Genomic DNA, 16,842 nt, shown 5'->3' with positions numbered 1-16,842 from the left:
ATCGCGCGCTGGAGAGCAAGCGCAATGCGGCCCGTAAGCTGATCGCCCGTACCGAAATGGATGACCAGGCGATTGCAGAAATCGAAGAGCTACCGGTTGAAGACGTTGAAAAGCTGCGCGGCGAAACACAGCACTGACCCGCTTTCATTCCTGACAATTTCCGCTTTACGCATAACAAAGGGCAGCCCGGTGGCTGCCCTTAGCGTCTCTATCTGATGTTATTTTTTTAGGTTGATGATTCCCCATTCGGTGGCTCCCCACTGTTAGGCGGTGACACCGTCTGGCTTGGCGCATCATACGGCAATGCCCTCAGAGCGCTGGCATGGGCTTGGGGTAGGGCGTGTTGTGGTAAAATAAAATGCATTGAGACAGGAGCCCGCATGAGCCATCAAGACGATAGCCGACGCGCCGATCACGATAGCCCTTGGAAAATGGCGTTGGAATCATATTTTGAAGAGTTTTTGGGTTTACTGTTCCCAGCGATCAATGCGCAGGTAGACTGGGCAAAAGGCTACAGTTTCCTCGATAATGAATTGCAGCAGATCACCGCCGATGCCGATAGTGGAAGACGCCACGCAGATAAACTGATCAAGGTCTACGCTAAAGATGGTAGCGAAACCTGGGTACTGATCCACGTCGAAGTACAAGGTGAGCCGGAAGAGGCCTTTGCCAAACGCATGTTCACCTACCAATATCGATTGCGGGATCGCTATGGAATCGATGTGGTGAGTTTGGCAGTGTTGGCCGATACGCGCAAAAGCTTCCGGCCTACGACGTTCCACTATCAGCGCTGGGGATGCGAGCTGACGTTTACCTTCCCCATGGCGAAACTGATCGACTGGGAAGCCCGCTGGGCGGAACTGGAAGCCAGCGACAACGTCTTTGCCTTGGTGGTGATGGCCCAGATCCATGCCAAACGAGTAAAAGACGGTGCCACGCGCAAGGATGTCAAAATTGCCCTGATTCGGCTGCTGTATGAACGGGGCTACCGCCGCGAGCAAATCGTGAGACTGTTTAACATCATCGATTGGATGCTCCAGCTGCCTAGCGCCCTGGAACCCGAGTTTGTACAGGCGGTCTACGCCATACAGGAGGAGAAGCACATGCCTTATGTGAATACGATTGAGCGCCTGGGTATTGAGAAGGGACGTCAAGAAGAACGTCAAGAAGCCGAGCAACGTGCGCTGGAAGAAAAGCGTGACACTGTCCGTCATCTTTTAGCGTTCGGTGTGCTCAGTGATGAGCAGATTGCCGAAGCGACAGGGTTAGCCGCTGATGAAATTTCTAAGCTGCGTATTGAAGACAAGCACTGACTCGCTTTCATTCCTGATAATTCCCGCTTTACGCACAAAAAAGGGCAGCCCCGGTGGCTGCCCTGTATGTATCTGCCTGATGTTATTGTTTATCTTTCCGTCCGGTGGGCCTTTTTACGTTTAAGGCGTGGATGACGAACATTGTTGATGTTCAAGGGCCGAGTGACCCGTTTGTATCTCCTATCGAACGTGAGGTTGCGAAATTCGCTGCCAGCGTGCTCAACAGAAAGCATGGTAAAAATATTGATATCGACGATATCAGAAAACCTGAGGATCTTTATGGCCTCTTGAAGAGTGAAGGTGATGAAAGTTCAGGAAATCTCTGAATCTTTGAGCATCTAACCATGAGAGGTGTGGCCTTAGTTGTTGAGACGGTGTGGTAAGCTGACCACATTGTTGAAGGAGTGGTCATGGTGGATACCAAGTGCCACGACACGGGCTATAAAGAGTTATTCAGCTACCCTGAGTTCGTGCAGCAGCTGATCGAGGGATTTGTCCCATCGGAGATTGGGGAGCTGATGGATTTCAGCGCCCTGCAAAATCACAGCGGCAATTACATCACGCCGCTGTTCGAGGAGAAGTTTGAGGATGTGGTGTGGTCGGTAGAGGTGACCTGGCAGGGGGTGCAGCAGCGAGTGTTCCTTTACATTTTGCTGGAGTTTCAGTCCTCGGTGGATCGCACCATGCCAATTCGGCTAATGCACTACGTGGCTTGTTTTTACGATCACTTGCTCAAAAATGGAAAGACGACACCGCACAAGGGCTTACCGCCGATCCTGCCTATTGTGCTCTATAATGGATCTGAAAACTGGACAGCCCGGCAAGATATTTACGACATGGTGTACCCGGAACCGCCCGCGTTTTTGCAGGTCTATCAGCCGCACTTACGTTACTATCTCGTCGATGAAGGGCGCTATACTGATGAAGAGCTGAGCTTACGCCAGACACCGTTGAGTGGCGTATTCAGCATTGAGAATGCGTCGACGGATAGAAAAGGGTTGCAGGGAGCCGTGGATCGGATTGTGGCGATCATCCAGGCCGATCCGAACAAGGACCGCATCGACAAGATCATTACCCGCTGGTTGAAACGTCACCTGAAGCGGCTCGGGGCTGAGGTCAACCTGGATCAGCTCAACAGTTTGGTGGAGGATAAAGCCATGTTGGCAGAAAATTTAGAGAATTGGGCGCAGCAAGAGCGGCAAGAAGGACGTCGCGAGGAGCGCCAGGAAGCCGAAAAGCGCGCGTTGGAAGAAAAACGCGCAACTGTTCGTCATCTGTTGGCATTTGGTGTGCTCAGTGACGAGCAGATTGCCGAAGCAACAGGATTAGCCGTTGATGAGATTGCTAAGCTGCGTATTGAAGACAAGCACTGATCTGCTTTCATTCCTGATAATTCCCGCCTTACGCACAAAAAAGGGCAGCCCTGGTGGCTGCCTTTAGCGTATCTATCTGATGCTATTTTTTTAGGTTGATGATTCTCCATCCTGCGGTTCCCCGCTTTGAGGCGGTGACACCGTCTGGCTTGGCGCATCCATCACGCGGCAATGTCCGCTGGCGAGCCGAGTGCTGTGGTAGTATTTGGGTATTGAGATAGGAGTGTCCATGAGCGAGCTACTCGATCCCACCAACGACTATGTCTTCAAGCGGCTGTTTGCTGAAGCGCCTGATTTGTTGGTGGATCTGATCAACGACCTGCGCCCGGATTTGCCTGATATTGCGTCCGTTGAAATTAGCAACCCCAATATCGAGCCGGCCGAACTTAACGGCAAATACATCATCCTCGACGTGCTGGCCCGCGATGGTGACGGCAACTGCTATAATGTTGAGGTACAGGTACGCCGTTACGGGGCCTGGCACAAGCGGGGGTTATTCTATTTAACCCGCACGCTGGGCAACCAGCTGAGTGTCGGAGAGGACTACGAAGAGTTGCGCGCTTCGGTGGGCTTGCACCTACTTGATTTTGATCTGTTCACGGAATCCGCCGCTGAACGTGAGCAAGCGATTTGGCGCTTCGAGATGCGCGATGAACGTCAGCCCAAGATCTCGCTGGGGAACGTGTTGCAAATGAACCTGATCGAACTCAACAAGGCGGATCGTTTGGGCTTGCCAGAAGGCCCACTGCGCGCCTGGATCACCTTCTTCAAGCACTGGCAGGAGGAATTAACGATGGCCAATGTCGCCCACGAACCCGTCAAGCGTGCCATGAGCCGTATCCGCGAGCTCAGTGCCGACGAAGAAACCCGCCGTCTTGCGTTTGTGCGTGAGCGTGCGCTGCGGGATGAAGTGTCGTTTTTGAATGATGCGAAGCGGGAAGGTGAGAAGCTGGGTATTGAAAAGGGCGAGAAGCAGGGTATTGAGAAAGGCCGCCAGGAAACGTTGCAAGAGGCAGAAGAGCGTGTCCTGGAAAGCAAGCGTGATACTGCTCGCCATCTGTTGGCATTTGGTGTGCTCAGTGACGAGCAGATTGCCGAAGCAACAGGATTAGCCGTTGATGAGATTGCTAAGCTGCGTATTGAAGACAAGCACTGATCTGCTTTCATTCCTGATAATTCCCGCCTTACGCACAAAAAAGGGCAGCCCTGGTGGCTGCCTTTAGCGTATCTATCTGATGTTATTTTTTTAGGTTGATGATTCTCCATCCTGCGGTTCCCCGCTTTGAGGCGGTGACACCGTCTGGCTTGGCGCATCCATCACGCGGCAATGTCCGCTGGCGAGCCGAGTGCTGTGGTAGTATTGGGGTATTGAGATAGTAGTGTCCATGAGCGAGCTACTCGATCCCACCAACGACTATGTCTTCAAGCGGCTGTTTGCTGAAGCGCCTGATTTGTTGGTGGATCTGATCAACGACCTGCGCCCGGATTTGCCTGATATTGCGTCCGTTGAAATTAGCAACCCCAATATCGAGCCAGCCGAACTTAACGGCAAATACATCATCCTCGACGTGCTGGCCCGCGATGGTGACGTCAACTGCTATAATGTTGAGGTACAGGTACGCCGTTACGGGGCCTGGCACAAACGGGGGTTATTCTATTTAACCCGCACGTTGGGCAACCAGCTGAGTGTCGGAGAGGACTACGAAGAGTTGCGCGCTTCGGTGGGCTTGCACCTACTTGATTTTGATCTGTTCACGGAATCCGCCGCCGAGCGTGAACAAGCGATTTGGCGCTTTGAAATGCGTGATGAACGTCAGCCCAAGATTTCGCTGGGGAACGTGTTGCAAATGAACCTGATCGAACTCAACAAGGCGGATCGTTTGGGCTTGCCAGAAGGCCCACTGCGCGCCTGGATCACCTTCTTCAAGCACTGGCAGGAGGATTAACGATGGCCAATGTCGCCCACGAACCGGTCAAGCGTGCCATGAGCCGCATTCGCGAACTCAGCGCGGATGAAGAGACCCGCCGTCTTGCGTTTGTGCGGGAGCGAGCGCTGCGGGATGAAGTGTCGTTTTTGAATGATGCGAAGCGGGAAGGACGTGAAGAAGGCCGCCAGGAAACCTTGCAAGAGGCAGAAGAGCGTGTCCTGGAAAATAAACGTAATGCCGCCCGTAAGCTGATCGCCCGTACCGAAATGGATGACCAGGCGATTGCAGAAATCGAAGAGCTACCGGTTGAAGACGTTGAAAAGCTGCGCGGCGAAACGCAGCACTGACCTGCTTTCATTTCTGACAATTCCCGCTTTACGCATAACAAAGGGCAGCCCGGTGGCTGCCCTTAGCGTCTCTATCTGATGTTATTTTTTTAGGGCCTGTTGACGTTTGGTCGAAGAAGGTTTGGCAGGATAGGGGCAAGCTCGCAGAATAAAGGTTCTGACACCAACAAACGGCGAGCCTGCCATGCCCCGACAAATGCTCACGGATGAACACTGGTCGAAGCTAAGACCTAACCTGCTTCAACAAGGTATCTATGACAAGGTCGATCTGCGAACCACTGTGGAAGGCATTCTTTATCGGATGCGCACCGGCTGCCAGTGGCGGGACCTTCCCGAGGCGTTTGGGTCTTGGGATACGGTTTACAAGCGCTTCAACGCCTGGTCAGCGGCTGGAACACTGATGACGGTTTTCAACATGCTGGTGGAGGATCCTATGTCGAGTGGATAACGGGCGGTGAGGCACACGACAGCGCAGAAGCCCAGGCATTGATTCCACGTAGGCGCAACTCAAAAAAGGAAAATGCCCTTTTGGACAGAGGGTTATATCGCTATCGACAAACGTGAGACGTCAACAGGCCTAGTGAATTCTGAACGAGACAGCCAGATAGCGGTCTTCTCACACTGTAACCCACCTAAAAACCCCTGCCGTAAACCCCTGTCGTGTTGATGCAAAACCTAGCTGACGATGCCATGGTGTTTCTGGCTGGGCATAAGCTACGCTTAAAAGACAGGGTGAGCGGTAGAAGATGCCGTGGAGACCACGGCCCTTCGTTGTGAAGCTGAATTGGAAGTGCCTGTTACCTGTAGTAGGTCACAAACCGTTGAATTTGTGTTAATCCTGCATGCGACCGGATGACCTTCGGTTTCCACACGTAATAAGAATAAGGAAAGGCTATGAAACATTATCGAGTTTCGGCATTGATGCTGGCTGCCGTTACGATGGCTGGCGCGGGGGTGTTGTTAGGGGCGCCGACGGGCAGTAGCGACGGTGAGGTGCTGTCGACCTATTCCTGCTCCAAGCATGGCTACACCCTGCGGGTGATAAGGCCTTCCAACTACAATGAAAACTCCGATGCACGGCAGATTCAGGTTCACTATAACCCCAAATCGTTTCACGCTACCTGGAACGAGGTCAGTAATCTCAGTAATAATTACCCACCTAACGAGTTGGAGTATTACCAAATTGCCAGCAATCCTGGTGCGGGGGGTGAGCGTTTTTGCGCGCGCACCGGCCACTTGATCCCGACAGACGAGACGGTCTATTCAGTCAGACTGGATCACTATAACGATTACAACGGCAACAGCTCGGTGTTTTTCGACAGTGGTGCCGAGGTCGCCACGTTGACCTACTTGGCGGGTAAGTACAACAACTCCAGGGATCAGGGGGATGCACTGCCGTTGAGCTGTCACGTACCGTGTCTGAGTGGTGGTAGCGGTGTCAGCGGTGGCGGCAGCGGTAATGGCCCGTCGCCAGGGACCTATACATCGGCTGACGGCCAGGTTCACGACCTGTTTGACCTGAATCCTCCGGCGGGGACTGATGACGGCGGCGGCACGCCCGTTCGGCCTTCTGTGGAAGCGGTCGAAAGAGCGATTTCGCGCCCGTCCACAGGTCCTGTAGACGGCACTGGAGGGAACGGCAGAGTGGTGGATGGAATGCAAGACAGAACCAGCAGCAAGACCCGGCGGGTGGCACCGTGAAGCCTGCCCCTCGTTCGATGAAGTGGGTTCGCTGTCTTGCGTGATGTAAATGCGCATGGATGTTGTCGCAAGGCCACTCTTCGGAGGCCTTGTCTTTAACCCAGCCAAAAGCGCTTCTATCGCTTTAAAGGGGGCGTGTTGTCGACCAAGCCAAGTTGCGTGAACGCTCATCTGAACGGCTAAGTGAGCTACTCAAAAGCGGTACTCTTGATCTTGCTTATGACCCTATTGCCTTGTGATGCCGGATATTGAGGCCAATGTGACGGGGACACCGCAGAACGGCATGACGTACGACCTGAACGGTACGGATTACTCCGCGGCCCAGATTAGTTCCGTGGTGGGTACTGCCACCGTGTCAGACGGCACTCAACCCTATTTCGGATGGGGGTGGCGTAGCTCGCACAAAAGCGGTCTCGGCTTCTTTTCTGAGTTCGGTGTTGTAGCCACGGATATTGATGTGTCGCTGTATACCACCAATGGCTTTGAAAACGCCGACCAAGCGCTGCAACAAGACCTTCGCGGCGAAGAGGAAAGCCTAAAGGATGACATCGATAAACTGCCGGTATTCCCCGTCGCGTTGATCGGTATTACCTACACGTTCTAGGCTTACTGGAAAACGACGGTTGTTTTGGTGCATAACCACCCTAGCGGTTCAGGATATTCGCGCCTTGGATCATGCGGTGGTCGGTCACGAAGACTACACGTCGTTTCCCAACGCAAACGCAGGTGGCTATAAAGGCCACCCTCGCTAGGCACCTTCGACACTGCCTGCCTCACGCCTGCTCTGACCGGCAGCGTGGGGCGGTGCTTTTCTGGTGGGCGTCTTTTTTTACGCGCATGGGCTATTGGATGAGAGAAAAACAGCGAATGAGCGCGTCGAGCGAGAAAAAGCAGTTCAGGAAGGCCGCCAGGAAACTTTGCAAGAGGCGGAAGAGCGTGTTATAGAAAATAAACGTAATGCCGCCCGTAAGTTGATTGCTCGTACTGAAATGAATGATCAATTGATCGCAGAAATCGAAGAGCTGCCGAAGAAAGAGACACACTGAGTATGTGGAAGATCACGCTATTACTCGCCACCGCCTTGCTATTAACCGGCTGTGGCGGCGTGCCGTTCGTGCCGATAATCTGATCCTGGCCAAGAGATTCGTGGTACGGTAAGGCTATTATGAAATAGCGGTGAGCCTTGATGTTCTGTCAGCGATTCGGTTTGGACGTACACGTTACGCGCCACGCACGTGAGCGCATGGTGCAAAGAGGCATCACTGAGGCGTTGCTATGCCAATGGGAGGACTGACTATGCGTACCACCTACGATGAAGCTGACGATATTCTCGTCGTGCATCTCTCCGAAAAAGCCATTGCTAAGGAAGTCTCGCAGGACTGGAATACCCACGTCAGCTATGCGGAAGATGGAACCGTCGTTGAGATCGTGATTTTGGACGCGTCCAAGCAGGGTGCTTGGCCCTTACTGCGTAGCCATGCAGCCTAATACCCGCATAAACGCTGGATAGGAGGGTGGGGGCTTAGGTCTTGTAGTTGAACCGGCTGTGGTTGTATACCCTTCGTACCGATTATTTGATGTTGACCTCCTGATGTCGAAAAACCTAAAAGCCCACTTACCCACGCTGATTATTCTGACGCAACGGGAGCATCAACGGTTGAGCAATCAGGCCAAACGGCTGCAGACGTATACCCTGGATCTCGACACGCTGAACACGTACCGAGCGAAGTGGGTCGATCACCTGGGGTATGTCGACTTTTTGCCAATGTTGTTGCAGGCGATGGAGTCGCTGATCGCTCAGCAGGCAAAAGGGGAGGCAACAGAAGCCGCTTACGATGAAGTGGTCTTCCAGATCGGCATTTACAAGAAATCGTGCTGGTCCTTCATCAAGATGTTCTACGGCTCGATTAATCCCTACGTGGATCGCTGGCTAAAGGTATTGCCCGATTACAAATTTCAGTTCGAGCAACGCTACGAACTCGGTAGAAAGCTCACCGTGGCCGAACTGATGCGCGCATTAGTTGACGTCGTGCCCAACCGTGATGATCCGTATAACCTCCGCCAAACACCCGAAGGCAGTGCGTTGTGGGAAGCAGCAACGCGTTCTGAGGCGAATGCTAGTGCTATTGATGAACCGCCCTCATCGACAAGTAACGTGGTGGAGTTGTTTAGCTTCAAGAAAAAGCGACGGTGATTGTCTTTTTGGCTATCGGGCTTTTATCTTTTATCCCTGCCTCACGGCATAAACGCGGCCCTGTGGAGGCTGGGGAAGACGCTACCGCTATGCTATCCTGACATTTGTTAAGCGTTATCGTCACGAGGTCGTCGTCATGCGATTCGAAGAGCTTGTTGCTAAGGTCAGTCGTCTTCCGTCTGTTCGCCAACAAGAGGTGATGGATTTTGTCGCATTTCTGGAGCAGCGCTATGGGGAAGTTCCTGAGAATGTGGAGGCAGATTGGTCGGAAAACCAGTTTCAAGCCATGAGCTTGAATCAAGCCATGCGTGGACTGGAAGATGAGCCAGAACTCTACTCCGAGGATGATTTAAAGGAGCGCTGGCAATGAAGCGTGCCGGGCAAATTGCGCTGATGCCGTTTCCCTACACGAACTTGGAAAGCAGTAAGAAGCGGCCCGTACTTCTACTGCGTCAATTAAATGACACCTGGGATGACTGGTTGGTGTGCATGGTGTCGTCTCAGTTACATCAGGCCAATCCCAGCCTGGACTGGGTGCTGATGCCCGATGATAAAGGGTTTGCTGCATCGGGGTTGAAGGCCGCCAGCGTGTTTCGTCTCTCTCGTCTTGCGGTGTTAGACGGTGCTCTCATGTTGGGGCAATTAGGAATACTTTCCGATGAACGTCTACATCAGCTTCGCCATCGACTGGGTACGTGGATAGCGAGTGATCATTAACCGTGTTCTACTTATCGGGCTTTCATATCTGCCTACGCCGCCCTGTGTGGCGTTTTATGCCGAACTTTCCCACCTCACGGCATAAGCGCGGCCCTATGGCCGCGATGAGCGGCTAAACTGGCCCTATGACTGGTTACCCCGATTCCCAAGGCCCTGATTGATATGGCTTCCATTCCCTCTGTTACCCGCACGTCGTTGTTAGCCGAGCTAGAAGGCTAACTTTTGGACGCTTCCAAACAGGGCGCTTGGCCCTTGCTGCGTAGCCATGCAGCCTAATACCCGCATAAACGCTGGATAGGAGGGTGGCAATCATCCAGGCTGATCCCAGAGCGTATCGACAAGATCATCACCCGCTGGCTGAAACGCCATTTGCAGCGGCTTGGGGCAGAGGTCAATCTGGATCAGCTCAACAGTTTGGTGGAGGATAAAGATATGTTGGCAGAAAATTTAGAGAATTGGGCGCAGCAAGAGCGGTAAGAAGGACGTCGCGAGGAGCGTCAGGAAGCCGAAAAGCGCGCGTTGGAAAGCTAACGCAACGCGGCACGCAAGCTGATAGCACTGACCGAAATGAATGATCAGCTGATTGATGAAATTGAAGAGCTGCCGGTTGAGGAACTTGAAAAGCTGCGTGTCGAAGTCAAACACTGATCCGCTTTTTACCCCGTATATCCCCGCTTCACGCACAAAAAAGGGTAGCCCCGGTGGCGCCACGCTGTGAGACACTGTTTGGCTTAGCGTGTCGCGCGGCAAGTACATTATGCTCGACGTGCTGGCCCGTGATGGCGAAGGCAACGGCTATAATGCCGAGGTTTAGGTAGCGGGCGGTTAATGTTAAACACGCCCAAGCTACCCAGAATCTGAGCGAGATGTTCGGGGAAGGGGATGATGAGGTAGAATTTGATTTCGACAGTTCATTCAACACGACAGTAAGGAGCCACTTCATGGCCAAGCAAGAGACACAACAGAAAGCCGCGACCGTGACCATCGACGGCACCGAGTACCACCTCAATGATCTCACCGATAACGCCAAGGCGCAGCTGACCAACCTGCGCGTGACCGACCAAGAAGTTGAGCGGTTGAACCAGCAACTGGCGATTGCTCAGACAGCACGCCGGGCGTATGCCAATGCGCTGCAGGGTGAATTGCCGGAGCCGGTGACGCACTAAAACGCCTCGCTTGAATTGCCGCCCTGGGCCTTTCTCGGGGCGGCTACGTGTCGTTCGTGACGATTATTTGATGTACCGGTATTCGCCCGGACTCGCATGTTCGTCACTCTAATGAGGTAGTTGCCGATGGTCACAGTGACGCAAAACCCAGACCGTTACCGTGTCATGCCCGGTGAAGGCTATGACGGGGTGGTTCAAGTGTCAGTAGGAGGGTTCTACGGCTCCGGCGTGCTGCTAAATGGGGGGCGAGCCGTGCTCACTTCCGCCCACGTATTAGACGGTGCTGACGCCGTGACGGTGCGCATGGACACGCCTGCTGGTCGCTTGAATATATCGGCCTCGCAGTATGCCCTTCACCCCTTTTACGACGAGGCTAGCAGCAATAGCGACCTTGCGCTGGTGTGGCTAGAGGAACCGGCGCCAGTGAGCGCTGAACGAAGCGCACTCTACCGCTACGGCGGTGAAGTGGGCAGCGATATCTCTTTGGTTGGCTATGGCCTTCCTGGGGATGGTCTGACCGGCTATGAAGACAGTGGCAGCGTTTTACCCGCTAAACGCCTAGCCGAAAACCGCGTTGATACCACCGGCGACGCATTAAAAGACGCCCTGGGTCGTGGCATTGCTTGGGACCCCCTGCCCGGCTCGCAGCTGATCATTGATTTTGATAACGGCAGTAGCGAAAACGATGCGTTCGGTGTGTTGATGGGCCTTCACGATCTCGGGCGAGGCGCATCAGAAGGGTTGATTGCCCCGGGGGATAGCGGTGGCCCCGCGTTTATTGAAGATAACGTCGCGGGGGTTGCCACCTACACAGCGACGCTTAGCCGTAACGGGCAATCCCCCGATGTTAACGATACACAGGATGGCAGCTTTGGCGAGATTGCGTCTTTTCAGCGGGTGAGCTATTACCAACAATGGATCGACCGTAGCCTGCGCGTGGCGGACACGGATGCGCCCACACGCCCAGAAGACGTAGATACTACGATACGTGAAGGGGACGACGACACGTCGCTTGTGTATTTCCTGCTTGAATTTCACGGTGAGCGTGACGCCCCGGACCAATGGTTAACGGTGGATTACGCTACCCGAGACGGCACCGCTGCGGCCGAAGAAGACTACATTGCCGTCACCGATACGCTGATCCTTTACCCCGGCGAGACGCAAGCGGCCATCGCGGTGGAAGTGATCGGCGATGAGATCCCCGAGCCAGACGAAACCTTTCACCTGGACGTGTTCAACCCGGTGGGGGGAAGCTTTGGCGAAGGGGTCGCTCAGCTCACCGCCGTGCGCACGATCATTGACGACGACGGCTGGATTGCGTAACAAGCCTGCAAAGGCTCAACGTCTTAATACCAAGCCATGGGCTTTTAGTTAACGCTGATGCTCGCCAACCTTGATGGCGGGATCGCTACGGAATCGACGTAGTGAGTTTGGCAGTGCTGGCTGATACGCGTAAGCGCTTCCGGCCCACAGCCTTTCACTATCAGCGCTGGGGATGCGAGCTGACGCTTACCTTCCTCATGGCGAAACTGATTGATTGGGAGGAACATTGGTCACAGTTGGAAGCCACCAATAATGTCTTCGCTCTGGTGGTCATGGCCTAGATTAAGGCTAAGCGAGTGAAAATGGTGCCACACGCAAGGATGTCAAAGTAGCGCTGATCCGGCTGTTGTATCAGAGGGGCTACAACCGCGCCCAGGTGGTACTGTTCCCGGCTGGTTTGCGGAGATCGCCGTATGGATGTAAGCATTTTCGTACACGGCTTAAGATATTTCGTACATCCATGTAAAGGAAAATTTGCTAGAGTGGCGAGCTGCTTAAGCAGGCCTGAGCATTGAAAATTATCCGGTTGCATGAATTGTTGGAGCGTACTTGTCATTTTTGGCAGTCGACTTGACAGATGACGACTACGGTTTGGAGTGAATATGTATCGAATATTGATGATTCTTTGCGTCTTTTTAGTGGGATGCACTAGCCATCTATGGAAACCTGAAACTCAAAAAGTGATGGCCGTTAACGGTTTCTATGTTAACCAGGAAACGAATGGTTTGGTGGTTACTTCGTCCAGTGATGCTTATTTATTCCCCTCACAGGAGCGGCTTGGTCAAGCGCTTATGCTCAGCCGAGACGTCGAATTTATCCCGGAGTTTAACAACTTCGCACTATCTCGTTCGAATGTGGTGACCGGTACTGTCGTGCTTACCCTGGACGAAGAGAATCCCTCGGACGAGCTTGTCAATCAGCTAAGCGCGTTGGGTTTTGAAAAGAACTCCGAAACAAACCGTTTAGTGTCGGTTCATAAAATTAGAGGTGAGCGTTACACCATTCAGGGCGAGTTGCCGCTTGAAAAGCTTGAAAACGATTACAAAATCCGTATTAGTCAGCCAAGAGGCGTTGTGGATACTGCACGAAAGGTTGTTGCAACGCCCTTTGCAATCACCTTTGATGCGGCATTGACGGCTGTGGTATTTCCTGTCGTGGTACTTGGGTCTGTGACAACCCTGATAGCGGGTCCATAACGGTGATGCTAATATTTAACGGTCTAGGTTATACGCCTGAAAATAAGCACTGATACGTGTTCATTCCTTTATATTCTCACTTTAATCATAAAAAAATCTTGAGATGAATGCCATGGATAAATCAACAAGTAATGAGTTCGACTCTTCTTCTGAGGGCGCCAGCGAAAAGTATACGATAGCAATTCAGCCTATTGTTGATTCTCGTTTGAAACATATCGGTGATGAACTTCTTTATCGTGCTAGTGACTCAAAAGAAACGGCGACTATTGTGGATGATGTTCAAGCGACTGCCCGAGCCTGCGCAATGGCTGTCTATGAGATAGGGCTCGATAAATTGTGTGGTTCACGCTGGCTTTTCATCAATGCGTCTGAGGATTGGCTTGCCAATCCTGATTTAACGGGTTTATCGAACGATCAAATCATTATAGAGGTACTTGAAGATACCGAACCTACACAAGCTGTGCTTAACGCACTTAGATCTATTAAAGAAAAAGGCTACAAATTAGCGTTAGACGATTTTGTAGCGGATGAAAAAAGTCAAGTTTTGCTACCTTTTTGCAATATTGTAAAGATAGATATTTCGATTGAAATTCAAGAGGATATGATAAGACGGCTAGTCAATGACGGGTTTACGTTACTGGCTGAACGCGTTGAAACTCAGGAAGATTTCGAATATTGCAAAGCGTTGGGCTTTACCCTTTTTCAAGGGTATTTCTACGAACGTCCGAAAATCCAGCCTTCTACATCATCACGCCTATCAGCCTCTCGCGCAAACCAGATGCATTTATTATCAGCACTGTACAGTAATGATATTAGCTTGACTAAAATTAGCTCTTTGGTGGCGCGCGATCCCTATCTATTAAGTGCGGTCTTTAAACGCGCTAATTCTGGTGAAACAGGCACACGACGTCCCGCAACAAAATTAATTGATTGTATTCAAATGATTGGCCTTCGAGAGCTGCGGACATTAGTTTCAATTATTATTTTGGCTGCCAATAGCCCTGCCAGTAAATTAAATCTTATCAAAGGGTTAACTCGCGCCTTTGCGTGTGAAATGCTGGCCAGCCGACGTCGCTTAGATGAGCAAGAAAGTTTTGTGGTGGGCTTGTTCTCGCTAATGTCCGTTATCTTAGGTGTTAGCGAAAAACTGATAGCAAAAGAAATTAGGCTTGGTCGAGAAATTGAAGAAGCCGTTTCACAGCGTGCAGGTGCATTAGGCCAAGTGCTGGCAGATGTAGAGGCAATGGAACAGCAATTCTTACCGTCAGATGTTCCAGCCGATACATTGTTAAAAGCAGCTGCACAGGCTCGTTCCCTCGTCGATGACCACTCTCCGTAACGCGTCTGACCAGGTCAATAGGTGATTTCCCCGATAAATTGGGCTCCTACAGCTGCTTTATACTCTGGGAGCGCAATTTATCGCGCGAATAGCCATTCAGCCCTTACCATCCCCCCGCATCAAGCAAGCTGCGGGTGTTATTGTTTAGCGGCAGGCGAAAATCCGCCGTGCCCAGCACCATGGCATCACCAGAGCGTACGACCCTCGCGCTGACGTAGACATAATCCTGCCCTTGGGCGTAGGTGCCCATCAAAATCGAGCGGGCGTCGTGCTGGGCGCTTAGGCGCTGCACTCGGCGCGATAAAATGAGCTCGCCCACGCTCTCTTCAATGAACATGCTGTCGCGCATTTTGACTTCGCGCACCTGCATGCCTTGGCGCGCAAGCGCGGAGGCCATGATCTCGGAGCTGATACGGCCGAAGGTGGATGATTGGCTGAGGTTGTCGATATCCACAAACGTCGCGGCAATCATCGGGCTGTAAAGGGTGATATCGGGGTTGCCTGCCACGATGCGCTCTGCCGCCTGGTGGGCCAGCTCTGAGAGGTCCGGCTTGGGCGCGGGGGCTTGGCTGTTGGCATTGAGTACGGAGCAAGCACTGAGAAATAGCGTCAAAATGCCGACGGCCATCAGGCGGGCCGTGTGTGAATGCATCGGGAAAAAGGAAATCAGAGGCATGGTGTTACCAAGAGTCTGTGATGGAAACCGTGGGGGTGGCAGGCGGCTGGGGCACCCGGTGCGGGGCGTAGTGGCGTCGGTCGCCTTGGTTGGTGTAGTAAATGTTCGATGATGAGTAGAGAATGCGCTCGTCATCCACAATTTGCGTGGTCACAATGATTTCTTCATCGCCCGTATAGGTCCAACTGCCGCTGGTGATATCCGCCGCGATGGCAGCGGGTATAAGGCCCAGAGCTGGCTCGCTCCAATGGTTGAAGGGGTGCGTGGCCACGGCGATGCCACCGGCAAGGGCAGTGAAAGCTCCCCGTGGTGGGCGGATATACCCGCGGTCGCGGTGATTGACGACTTCAACGTTAAACCTCACCGTGGCGCTTTGCGCGTTAGGTACGGTGGTCACATTGGCGCCGCGCGAAACCAATTGGCTAGTCAGTAAGTCGTGAAAACCGCGACCAAACTCGCCGCCGTGGTTTTCATTTTGCGGCGCTTGATCATCAGGGTGAATATATAGGTCGCGGAAACGCACGCGGCTGTTGCTTAAGATCCCGTCGGCCTCGTGCTGCGCGAGCACATCCCAGTGTTGGGCGGCCTGCATGCGTTGCTGTTCGGTATAGGGATAGGTGGTCGCAATCGGCGCTTGTGAGGTATTGGCATAAAAGCAGCCACTTAGCGTCACGGCTACCGCGCCTACGGCGATGGGGCATAGCCAACGTAAGGCGCAGGCCTGTACGTGAAGCGTCGTAGGCAGAAAATAAGTCGATAAATGAGTCGTTAAATAAGACGGCACCGGCAGATCCTTCTCGCGATAAAAACGGCGTTTGGTAGACTAGTTTGCCATGCTTATATCATATCGGCTATGGTAGGTGCAGTACGGAGGAGGCGATAAATGAGACTAACGCCAGAGCAAGTGGCTGTTATTGAATATACGCTACGCCACTATTTCGGCAAGCAAAGCGAAATATGTGTGTTTGGGTCACGCGTCGATGATCATGCGCGTGGCGGGGATATTGATCTGTATATCGAGCCTGAAAAAACAGGGGCAGCTGAGGTTTTTGATGCCAAAATTGAGGCTCTGGTGGCGTTGAAACAGGTGTTGGGGGATCAGCGTATTGATCTTGTCATTAATCGCGGGTGTGGTGAGATGTTGCCAATTTATACACATGCAAAAGCCACAGGAATTAAAATATGACGCTCTCTTATCTTGGTAGTGAAGAAGTGTGCGTGCGCCATGCCGAGCGGCTGAAATGGGCCACTGAAACGCTGAAGCCCTTATTTCCCCTCGATGAAAAAAAAATAGAATACGTGAGCGCTATTGATTTAGCGGTCATGGATCAATTCGTTGTGCGCTTTTCTAAGCTTCAGGATGCGATGGGTGGCAAACTTTTCCCTGCCGTATTGGAGTTGACTAAAGAACCGGGTGAGCTACGGACGTTCATTGATAAGTTAACAATGGTTCGGACAGTTTTAAAGAAAGCCTGATGCTCAGATAATGGGGTCTCTGACAACATCACCACCCGAGCACAGGCTTTCATGGAAATAGTCAATACGGTCTTGCAGCAGATGTCCAGCCTC

General features: G+C 52.5%; 23 protein-coding genes and 1 pseudogene. 21 read left to right on the top strand and 3 right to left on the bottom strand.

Annotated elements, in window-relative coordinates:
- The first annotated feature begins 380 nt into the window (after positions 1-380).
- The 14 genes and pseudogenes from M8006_RS16640 (at position 381) to M8006_RS16575 (ending at position 9,573) form a co-directional block, all read left to right on the top strand.
- Complete coding sequence (locus M8006_RS16640) at positions 381-1,313, top strand: RpnC/YadD family protein (RefSeq protein WP_250084179.1); 933 nt, start codon at positions 381-383, stop codon at positions 1,311-1,313.
- Between the two features lie 131 nt (positions 1,314-1,444).
- Entirely contained in the window at positions 1,445-1,639 is a 195-nt protein-coding gene (locus M8006_RS16635) for a hypothetical protein (protein ID WP_250084177.1), read from the top strand.
- Positions 1,640-1,723: 84 nt separating this feature from the next.
- Positions 1,724-2,686: an Rpn family recombination-promoting nuclease/putative transposase gene (locus M8006_RS16630; protein ID WP_250084175.1), complete on the top strand. Its 963-nt coding sequence runs from the start codon at positions 1,724-1,726 to the stop codon at positions 2,684-2,686.
- A gap of 229 nt (positions 2,687-2,915) precedes the next feature.
- Complete coding sequence (locus tag M8006_RS16625) at positions 2,916-3,842, top strand: Rpn family recombination-promoting nuclease/putative transposase (protein WP_250084173.1); 927 nt, start codon at positions 2,916-2,918, stop codon at positions 3,840-3,842.
- Between the two features lie 229 nt (positions 3,843-4,071).
- Positions 4,072-4,632, top strand: a complete 561-nt coding sequence (locus M8006_RS16620; protein ID WP_250084171.1) for an Rpn family recombination-promoting nuclease/putative transposase — start codon at positions 4,072-4,074, stop codon at positions 4,630-4,632.
- Between the two features lie 2 nt (positions 4,633-4,634).
- Complete coding sequence (locus M8006_RS16615) at positions 4,635-4,961, top strand: RpnC/YadD family protein (protein WP_250084169.1); 327 nt, start codon at positions 4,635-4,637, stop codon at positions 4,959-4,961.
- Positions 4,962-5,145: 184 nt separating this feature from the next.
- A pseudogene (locus tag M8006_RS16610) lies at positions 5,146-5,516 on the top strand (transposase); the annotation flags it as partial.
- Between the two features lie 339 nt (positions 5,517-5,855).
- Complete coding sequence (locus M8006_RS16605) at positions 5,856-6,662, top strand: hypothetical protein (protein ID WP_250084167.1); 807 nt, start codon at positions 5,856-5,858, stop codon at positions 6,660-6,662.
- A 238-nt stretch (positions 6,663-6,900) separates the two neighbouring features.
- Positions 6,901-7,266, top strand: coding sequence for a hypothetical protein (locus tag M8006_RS16600; RefSeq protein ID WP_250084165.1), 366 nt, complete (start codon positions 6,901-6,903; stop codon positions 7,264-7,266).
- A gap of 211 nt (positions 7,267-7,477) precedes the next feature.
- Complete coding sequence (locus tag M8006_RS16595) at positions 7,478-7,708, top strand: hypothetical protein (RefSeq protein WP_250084163.1); 231 nt, start codon at positions 7,478-7,480, stop codon at positions 7,706-7,708.
- Positions 7,709-7,958: 250 nt separating this feature from the next.
- Positions 7,959-8,150, top strand: coding sequence for a DUF2283 domain-containing protein (locus M8006_RS16590; protein ID WP_250084161.1), 192 nt, complete (start codon positions 7,959-7,961; stop codon positions 8,148-8,150).
- 103 nt (positions 8,151-8,253) lie between these two features.
- On the top strand, positions 8,254-8,856 hold the full coding sequence (locus M8006_RS16585) for a hypothetical protein (protein ID WP_250084159.1): 603 nt from the start codon (positions 8,254-8,256) through the stop codon (positions 8,854-8,856).
- A 136-nt stretch (positions 8,857-8,992) separates the two neighbouring features.
- Positions 8,993-9,226: a DUF2281 domain-containing protein gene (locus M8006_RS16580; RefSeq protein ID WP_250084158.1), complete on the top strand. Its 234-nt coding sequence runs from the start codon at positions 8,993-8,995 to the stop codon at positions 9,224-9,226.
- On the top strand, positions 9,223-9,573 hold the full coding sequence (locus M8006_RS16575; protein ID WP_250084156.1) for a type II toxin-antitoxin system PemK/MazF family toxin: 351 nt from the start codon (positions 9,223-9,225) through the stop codon (positions 9,571-9,573). The genes M8006_RS16580 and M8006_RS16575 overlap by 4 nt, the downstream gene beginning before the upstream one ends.
- 447 nt (positions 9,574-10,020) lie before the next feature.
- Here the strand turns inward: M8006_RS16575 and M8006_RS16570 are convergent, their stop codons facing one another.
- The gene (locus tag M8006_RS16570) at positions 10,021-10,218 is read right to left on the bottom strand and encodes a hypothetical protein (protein ID WP_250084154.1); all 198 of its coding nucleotides are present in this window, start codon (positions 10,216-10,218) and stop codon (positions 10,021-10,023) included.
- A 296-nt stretch (positions 10,219-10,514) separates the two neighbouring features.
- Here M8006_RS16570 and M8006_RS16565 point away from each other — a divergent pair, with 296 nt between their 5' ends.
- From M8006_RS16565 to M8006_RS16545, 5 genes are all read left to right on the top strand, one after another.
- A complete protein-coding gene (locus tag M8006_RS16565; protein ID WP_250084151.1) occupies positions 10,515-10,739 on the top strand; it encodes a DUF6447 family protein in 225 nt (74 codons plus the stop codon).
- A 126-nt stretch (positions 10,740-10,865) separates the two neighbouring features.
- Positions 10,866-12,062: a Calx-beta domain-containing protein gene (locus M8006_RS16560; protein WP_250084150.1), complete on the top strand. Its 1,197-nt coding sequence runs from the start codon at positions 10,866-10,868 to the stop codon at positions 12,060-12,062.
- Between the two features lie 113 nt (positions 12,063-12,175).
- Positions 12,176-12,343, top strand: a complete 168-nt coding sequence (locus M8006_RS16555) for a hypothetical protein (protein ID WP_250084149.1) — start codon at positions 12,176-12,178, stop codon at positions 12,341-12,343.
- A 321-nt stretch (positions 12,344-12,664) separates the two neighbouring features.
- Positions 12,665-13,258, top strand: coding sequence for a hypothetical protein (locus M8006_RS16550; protein ID WP_250084147.1), 594 nt, complete (start codon positions 12,665-12,667; stop codon positions 13,256-13,258).
- A gap of 112 nt (positions 13,259-13,370) precedes the next feature.
- Positions 13,371-14,597 (top strand): EAL and HDOD domain-containing protein, encoded by a 1,227-nt coding sequence (locus M8006_RS16545; protein WP_250084146.1) that lies wholly within the window; start codon positions 13,371-13,373, stop codon positions 14,595-14,597.
- Between the two features lie 103 nt (positions 14,598-14,700).
- On the opposite strand, the gene M8006_RS16540 is transcribed toward M8006_RS16545, so the two are convergent.
- On the bottom strand, positions 14,701-15,273 hold the full coding sequence (locus M8006_RS16540; protein WP_250084143.1) for a FlgO family outer membrane protein: 573 nt from the start codon (positions 15,271-15,273) through the stop codon (positions 14,701-14,703).
- A 4-nt stretch (positions 15,274-15,277) separates the two neighbouring features.
- Positions 15,278-15,967, bottom strand: a complete 690-nt coding sequence (locus M8006_RS16535) for a hypothetical protein (protein ID WP_250084181.1) — start codon at positions 15,965-15,967, stop codon at positions 15,278-15,280.
- Between the two features lie 189 nt (positions 15,968-16,156).
- Here M8006_RS16535 and M8006_RS16530 point away from each other — a divergent pair, with 189 nt between their 5' ends.
- Both M8006_RS16530 and M8006_RS16525 read left to right on the top strand, forming a co-directional pair.
- Complete coding sequence (locus M8006_RS16530; protein WP_250084141.1) at positions 16,157-16,459, top strand: nucleotidyltransferase domain-containing protein; 303 nt, start codon at positions 16,157-16,159, stop codon at positions 16,457-16,459.
- Complete coding sequence (locus M8006_RS16525; RefSeq protein WP_250084139.1) at positions 16,456-16,749, top strand: hypothetical protein; 294 nt, start codon at positions 16,456-16,458, stop codon at positions 16,747-16,749. The genes M8006_RS16530 and M8006_RS16525 overlap by 4 nt, the downstream gene beginning before the upstream one ends.
- The last annotated feature ends 93 nt before the right edge of the window (positions 16,750-16,842 follow it).

This window comes from Halomonas llamarensis (assembly GCF_023555005.1).
Lineage (GTDB): Bacteria > Pseudomonadota > Gammaproteobacteria > Pseudomonadales > Halomonadaceae > Vreelandella > Vreelandella llamarensis.
This window is presented reverse-complemented; position numbering and strand designations above follow the sequence as displayed.

What these genes read in the sequence shown, in the direction of transcription:
- M8006_RS16640 (WP_250084179.1), top strand. Translation starts at nt 381, where the DNA reads ATGAGCCATCAAGACGATAGCCGACGCGCCGATCACGATAGCCCTTGG.
- M8006_RS16635 (WP_250084177.1), top strand. Translation starts at nt 1,445, where the DNA reads ATGACGAACATTGTTGATGTTCAAGGGCCGAGTGACCCGTTTGTATCT.
- M8006_RS16630 (WP_250084175.1), top strand. Translation starts at nt 1,724, where the DNA reads ATGGTGGATACCAAGTGCCACGACACGGGCTATAAAGAGTTATTCAGC.
- M8006_RS16625 (WP_250084173.1), top strand. Translation starts at nt 2,916, where the DNA reads ATGAGCGAGCTACTCGATCCCACCAACGACTATGTCTTCAAGCGGCTG.
- M8006_RS16620 (WP_250084171.1), top strand. Translation starts at nt 4,072, where the DNA reads ATGAGCGAGCTACTCGATCCCACCAACGACTATGTCTTCAAGCGGCTG.
- M8006_RS16615 (WP_250084169.1), top strand. Translation starts at nt 4,635, where the DNA reads ATGGCCAATGTCGCCCACGAACCGGTCAAGCGTGCCATGAGCCGCATT.
- M8006_RS16605 (WP_250084167.1), top strand. Translation starts at nt 5,856, where the DNA reads ATGAAACATTATCGAGTTTCGGCATTGATGCTGGCTGCCGTTACGATG.
- M8006_RS16600 (WP_250084165.1), top strand. Translation starts at nt 6,901, where the DNA reads ATGCCGGATATTGAGGCCAATGTGACGGGGACACCGCAGAACGGCATG.
- M8006_RS16590 (WP_250084161.1), top strand. Translation starts at nt 7,959, where the DNA reads ATGCGTACCACCTACGATGAAGCTGACGATATTCTCGTCGTGCATCTC.
- M8006_RS16585 (WP_250084159.1), top strand. Translation starts at nt 8,254, where the DNA reads ATGTCGAAAAACCTAAAAGCCCACTTACCCACGCTGATTATTCTGACG.
- M8006_RS16580 (WP_250084158.1), top strand. Translation starts at nt 8,993, where the DNA reads ATGCGATTCGAAGAGCTTGTTGCTAAGGTCAGTCGTCTTCCGTCTGTT.
- M8006_RS16575 (WP_250084156.1), top strand. Translation starts at nt 9,223, where the DNA reads ATGAAGCGTGCCGGGCAAATTGCGCTGATGCCGTTTCCCTACACGAAC.
- M8006_RS16565 (WP_250084151.1), top strand. Translation starts at nt 10,515, where the DNA reads ATGGCCAAGCAAGAGACACAACAGAAAGCCGCGACCGTGACCATCGAC.
- M8006_RS16560 (WP_250084150.1), top strand. Translation starts at nt 10,866, where the DNA reads ATGGTCACAGTGACGCAAAACCCAGACCGTTACCGTGTCATGCCCGGT.
- M8006_RS16550 (WP_250084147.1), top strand. Translation starts at nt 12,665, where the DNA reads ATGTATCGAATATTGATGATTCTTTGCGTCTTTTTAGTGGGATGCACT.
- M8006_RS16545 (WP_250084146.1), top strand. Translation starts at nt 13,371, where the DNA reads ATGGATAAATCAACAAGTAATGAGTTCGACTCTTCTTCTGAGGGCGCC.
- M8006_RS16540 (WP_250084143.1), bottom strand. Translation starts at nt 15,273, where the DNA reads ATGCCTCTGATTTCCTTTTTCCCGATGCATTCACACACGGCCCGCCTG.
- M8006_RS16530 (WP_250084141.1), top strand. Translation starts at nt 16,157, where the DNA reads ATGAGACTAACGCCAGAGCAAGTGGCTGTTATTGAATATACGCTACGC.
- M8006_RS16525 (WP_250084139.1), top strand. Translation starts at nt 16,456, where the DNA reads ATGACGCTCTCTTATCTTGGTAGTGAAGAAGTGTGCGTGCGCCATGCC.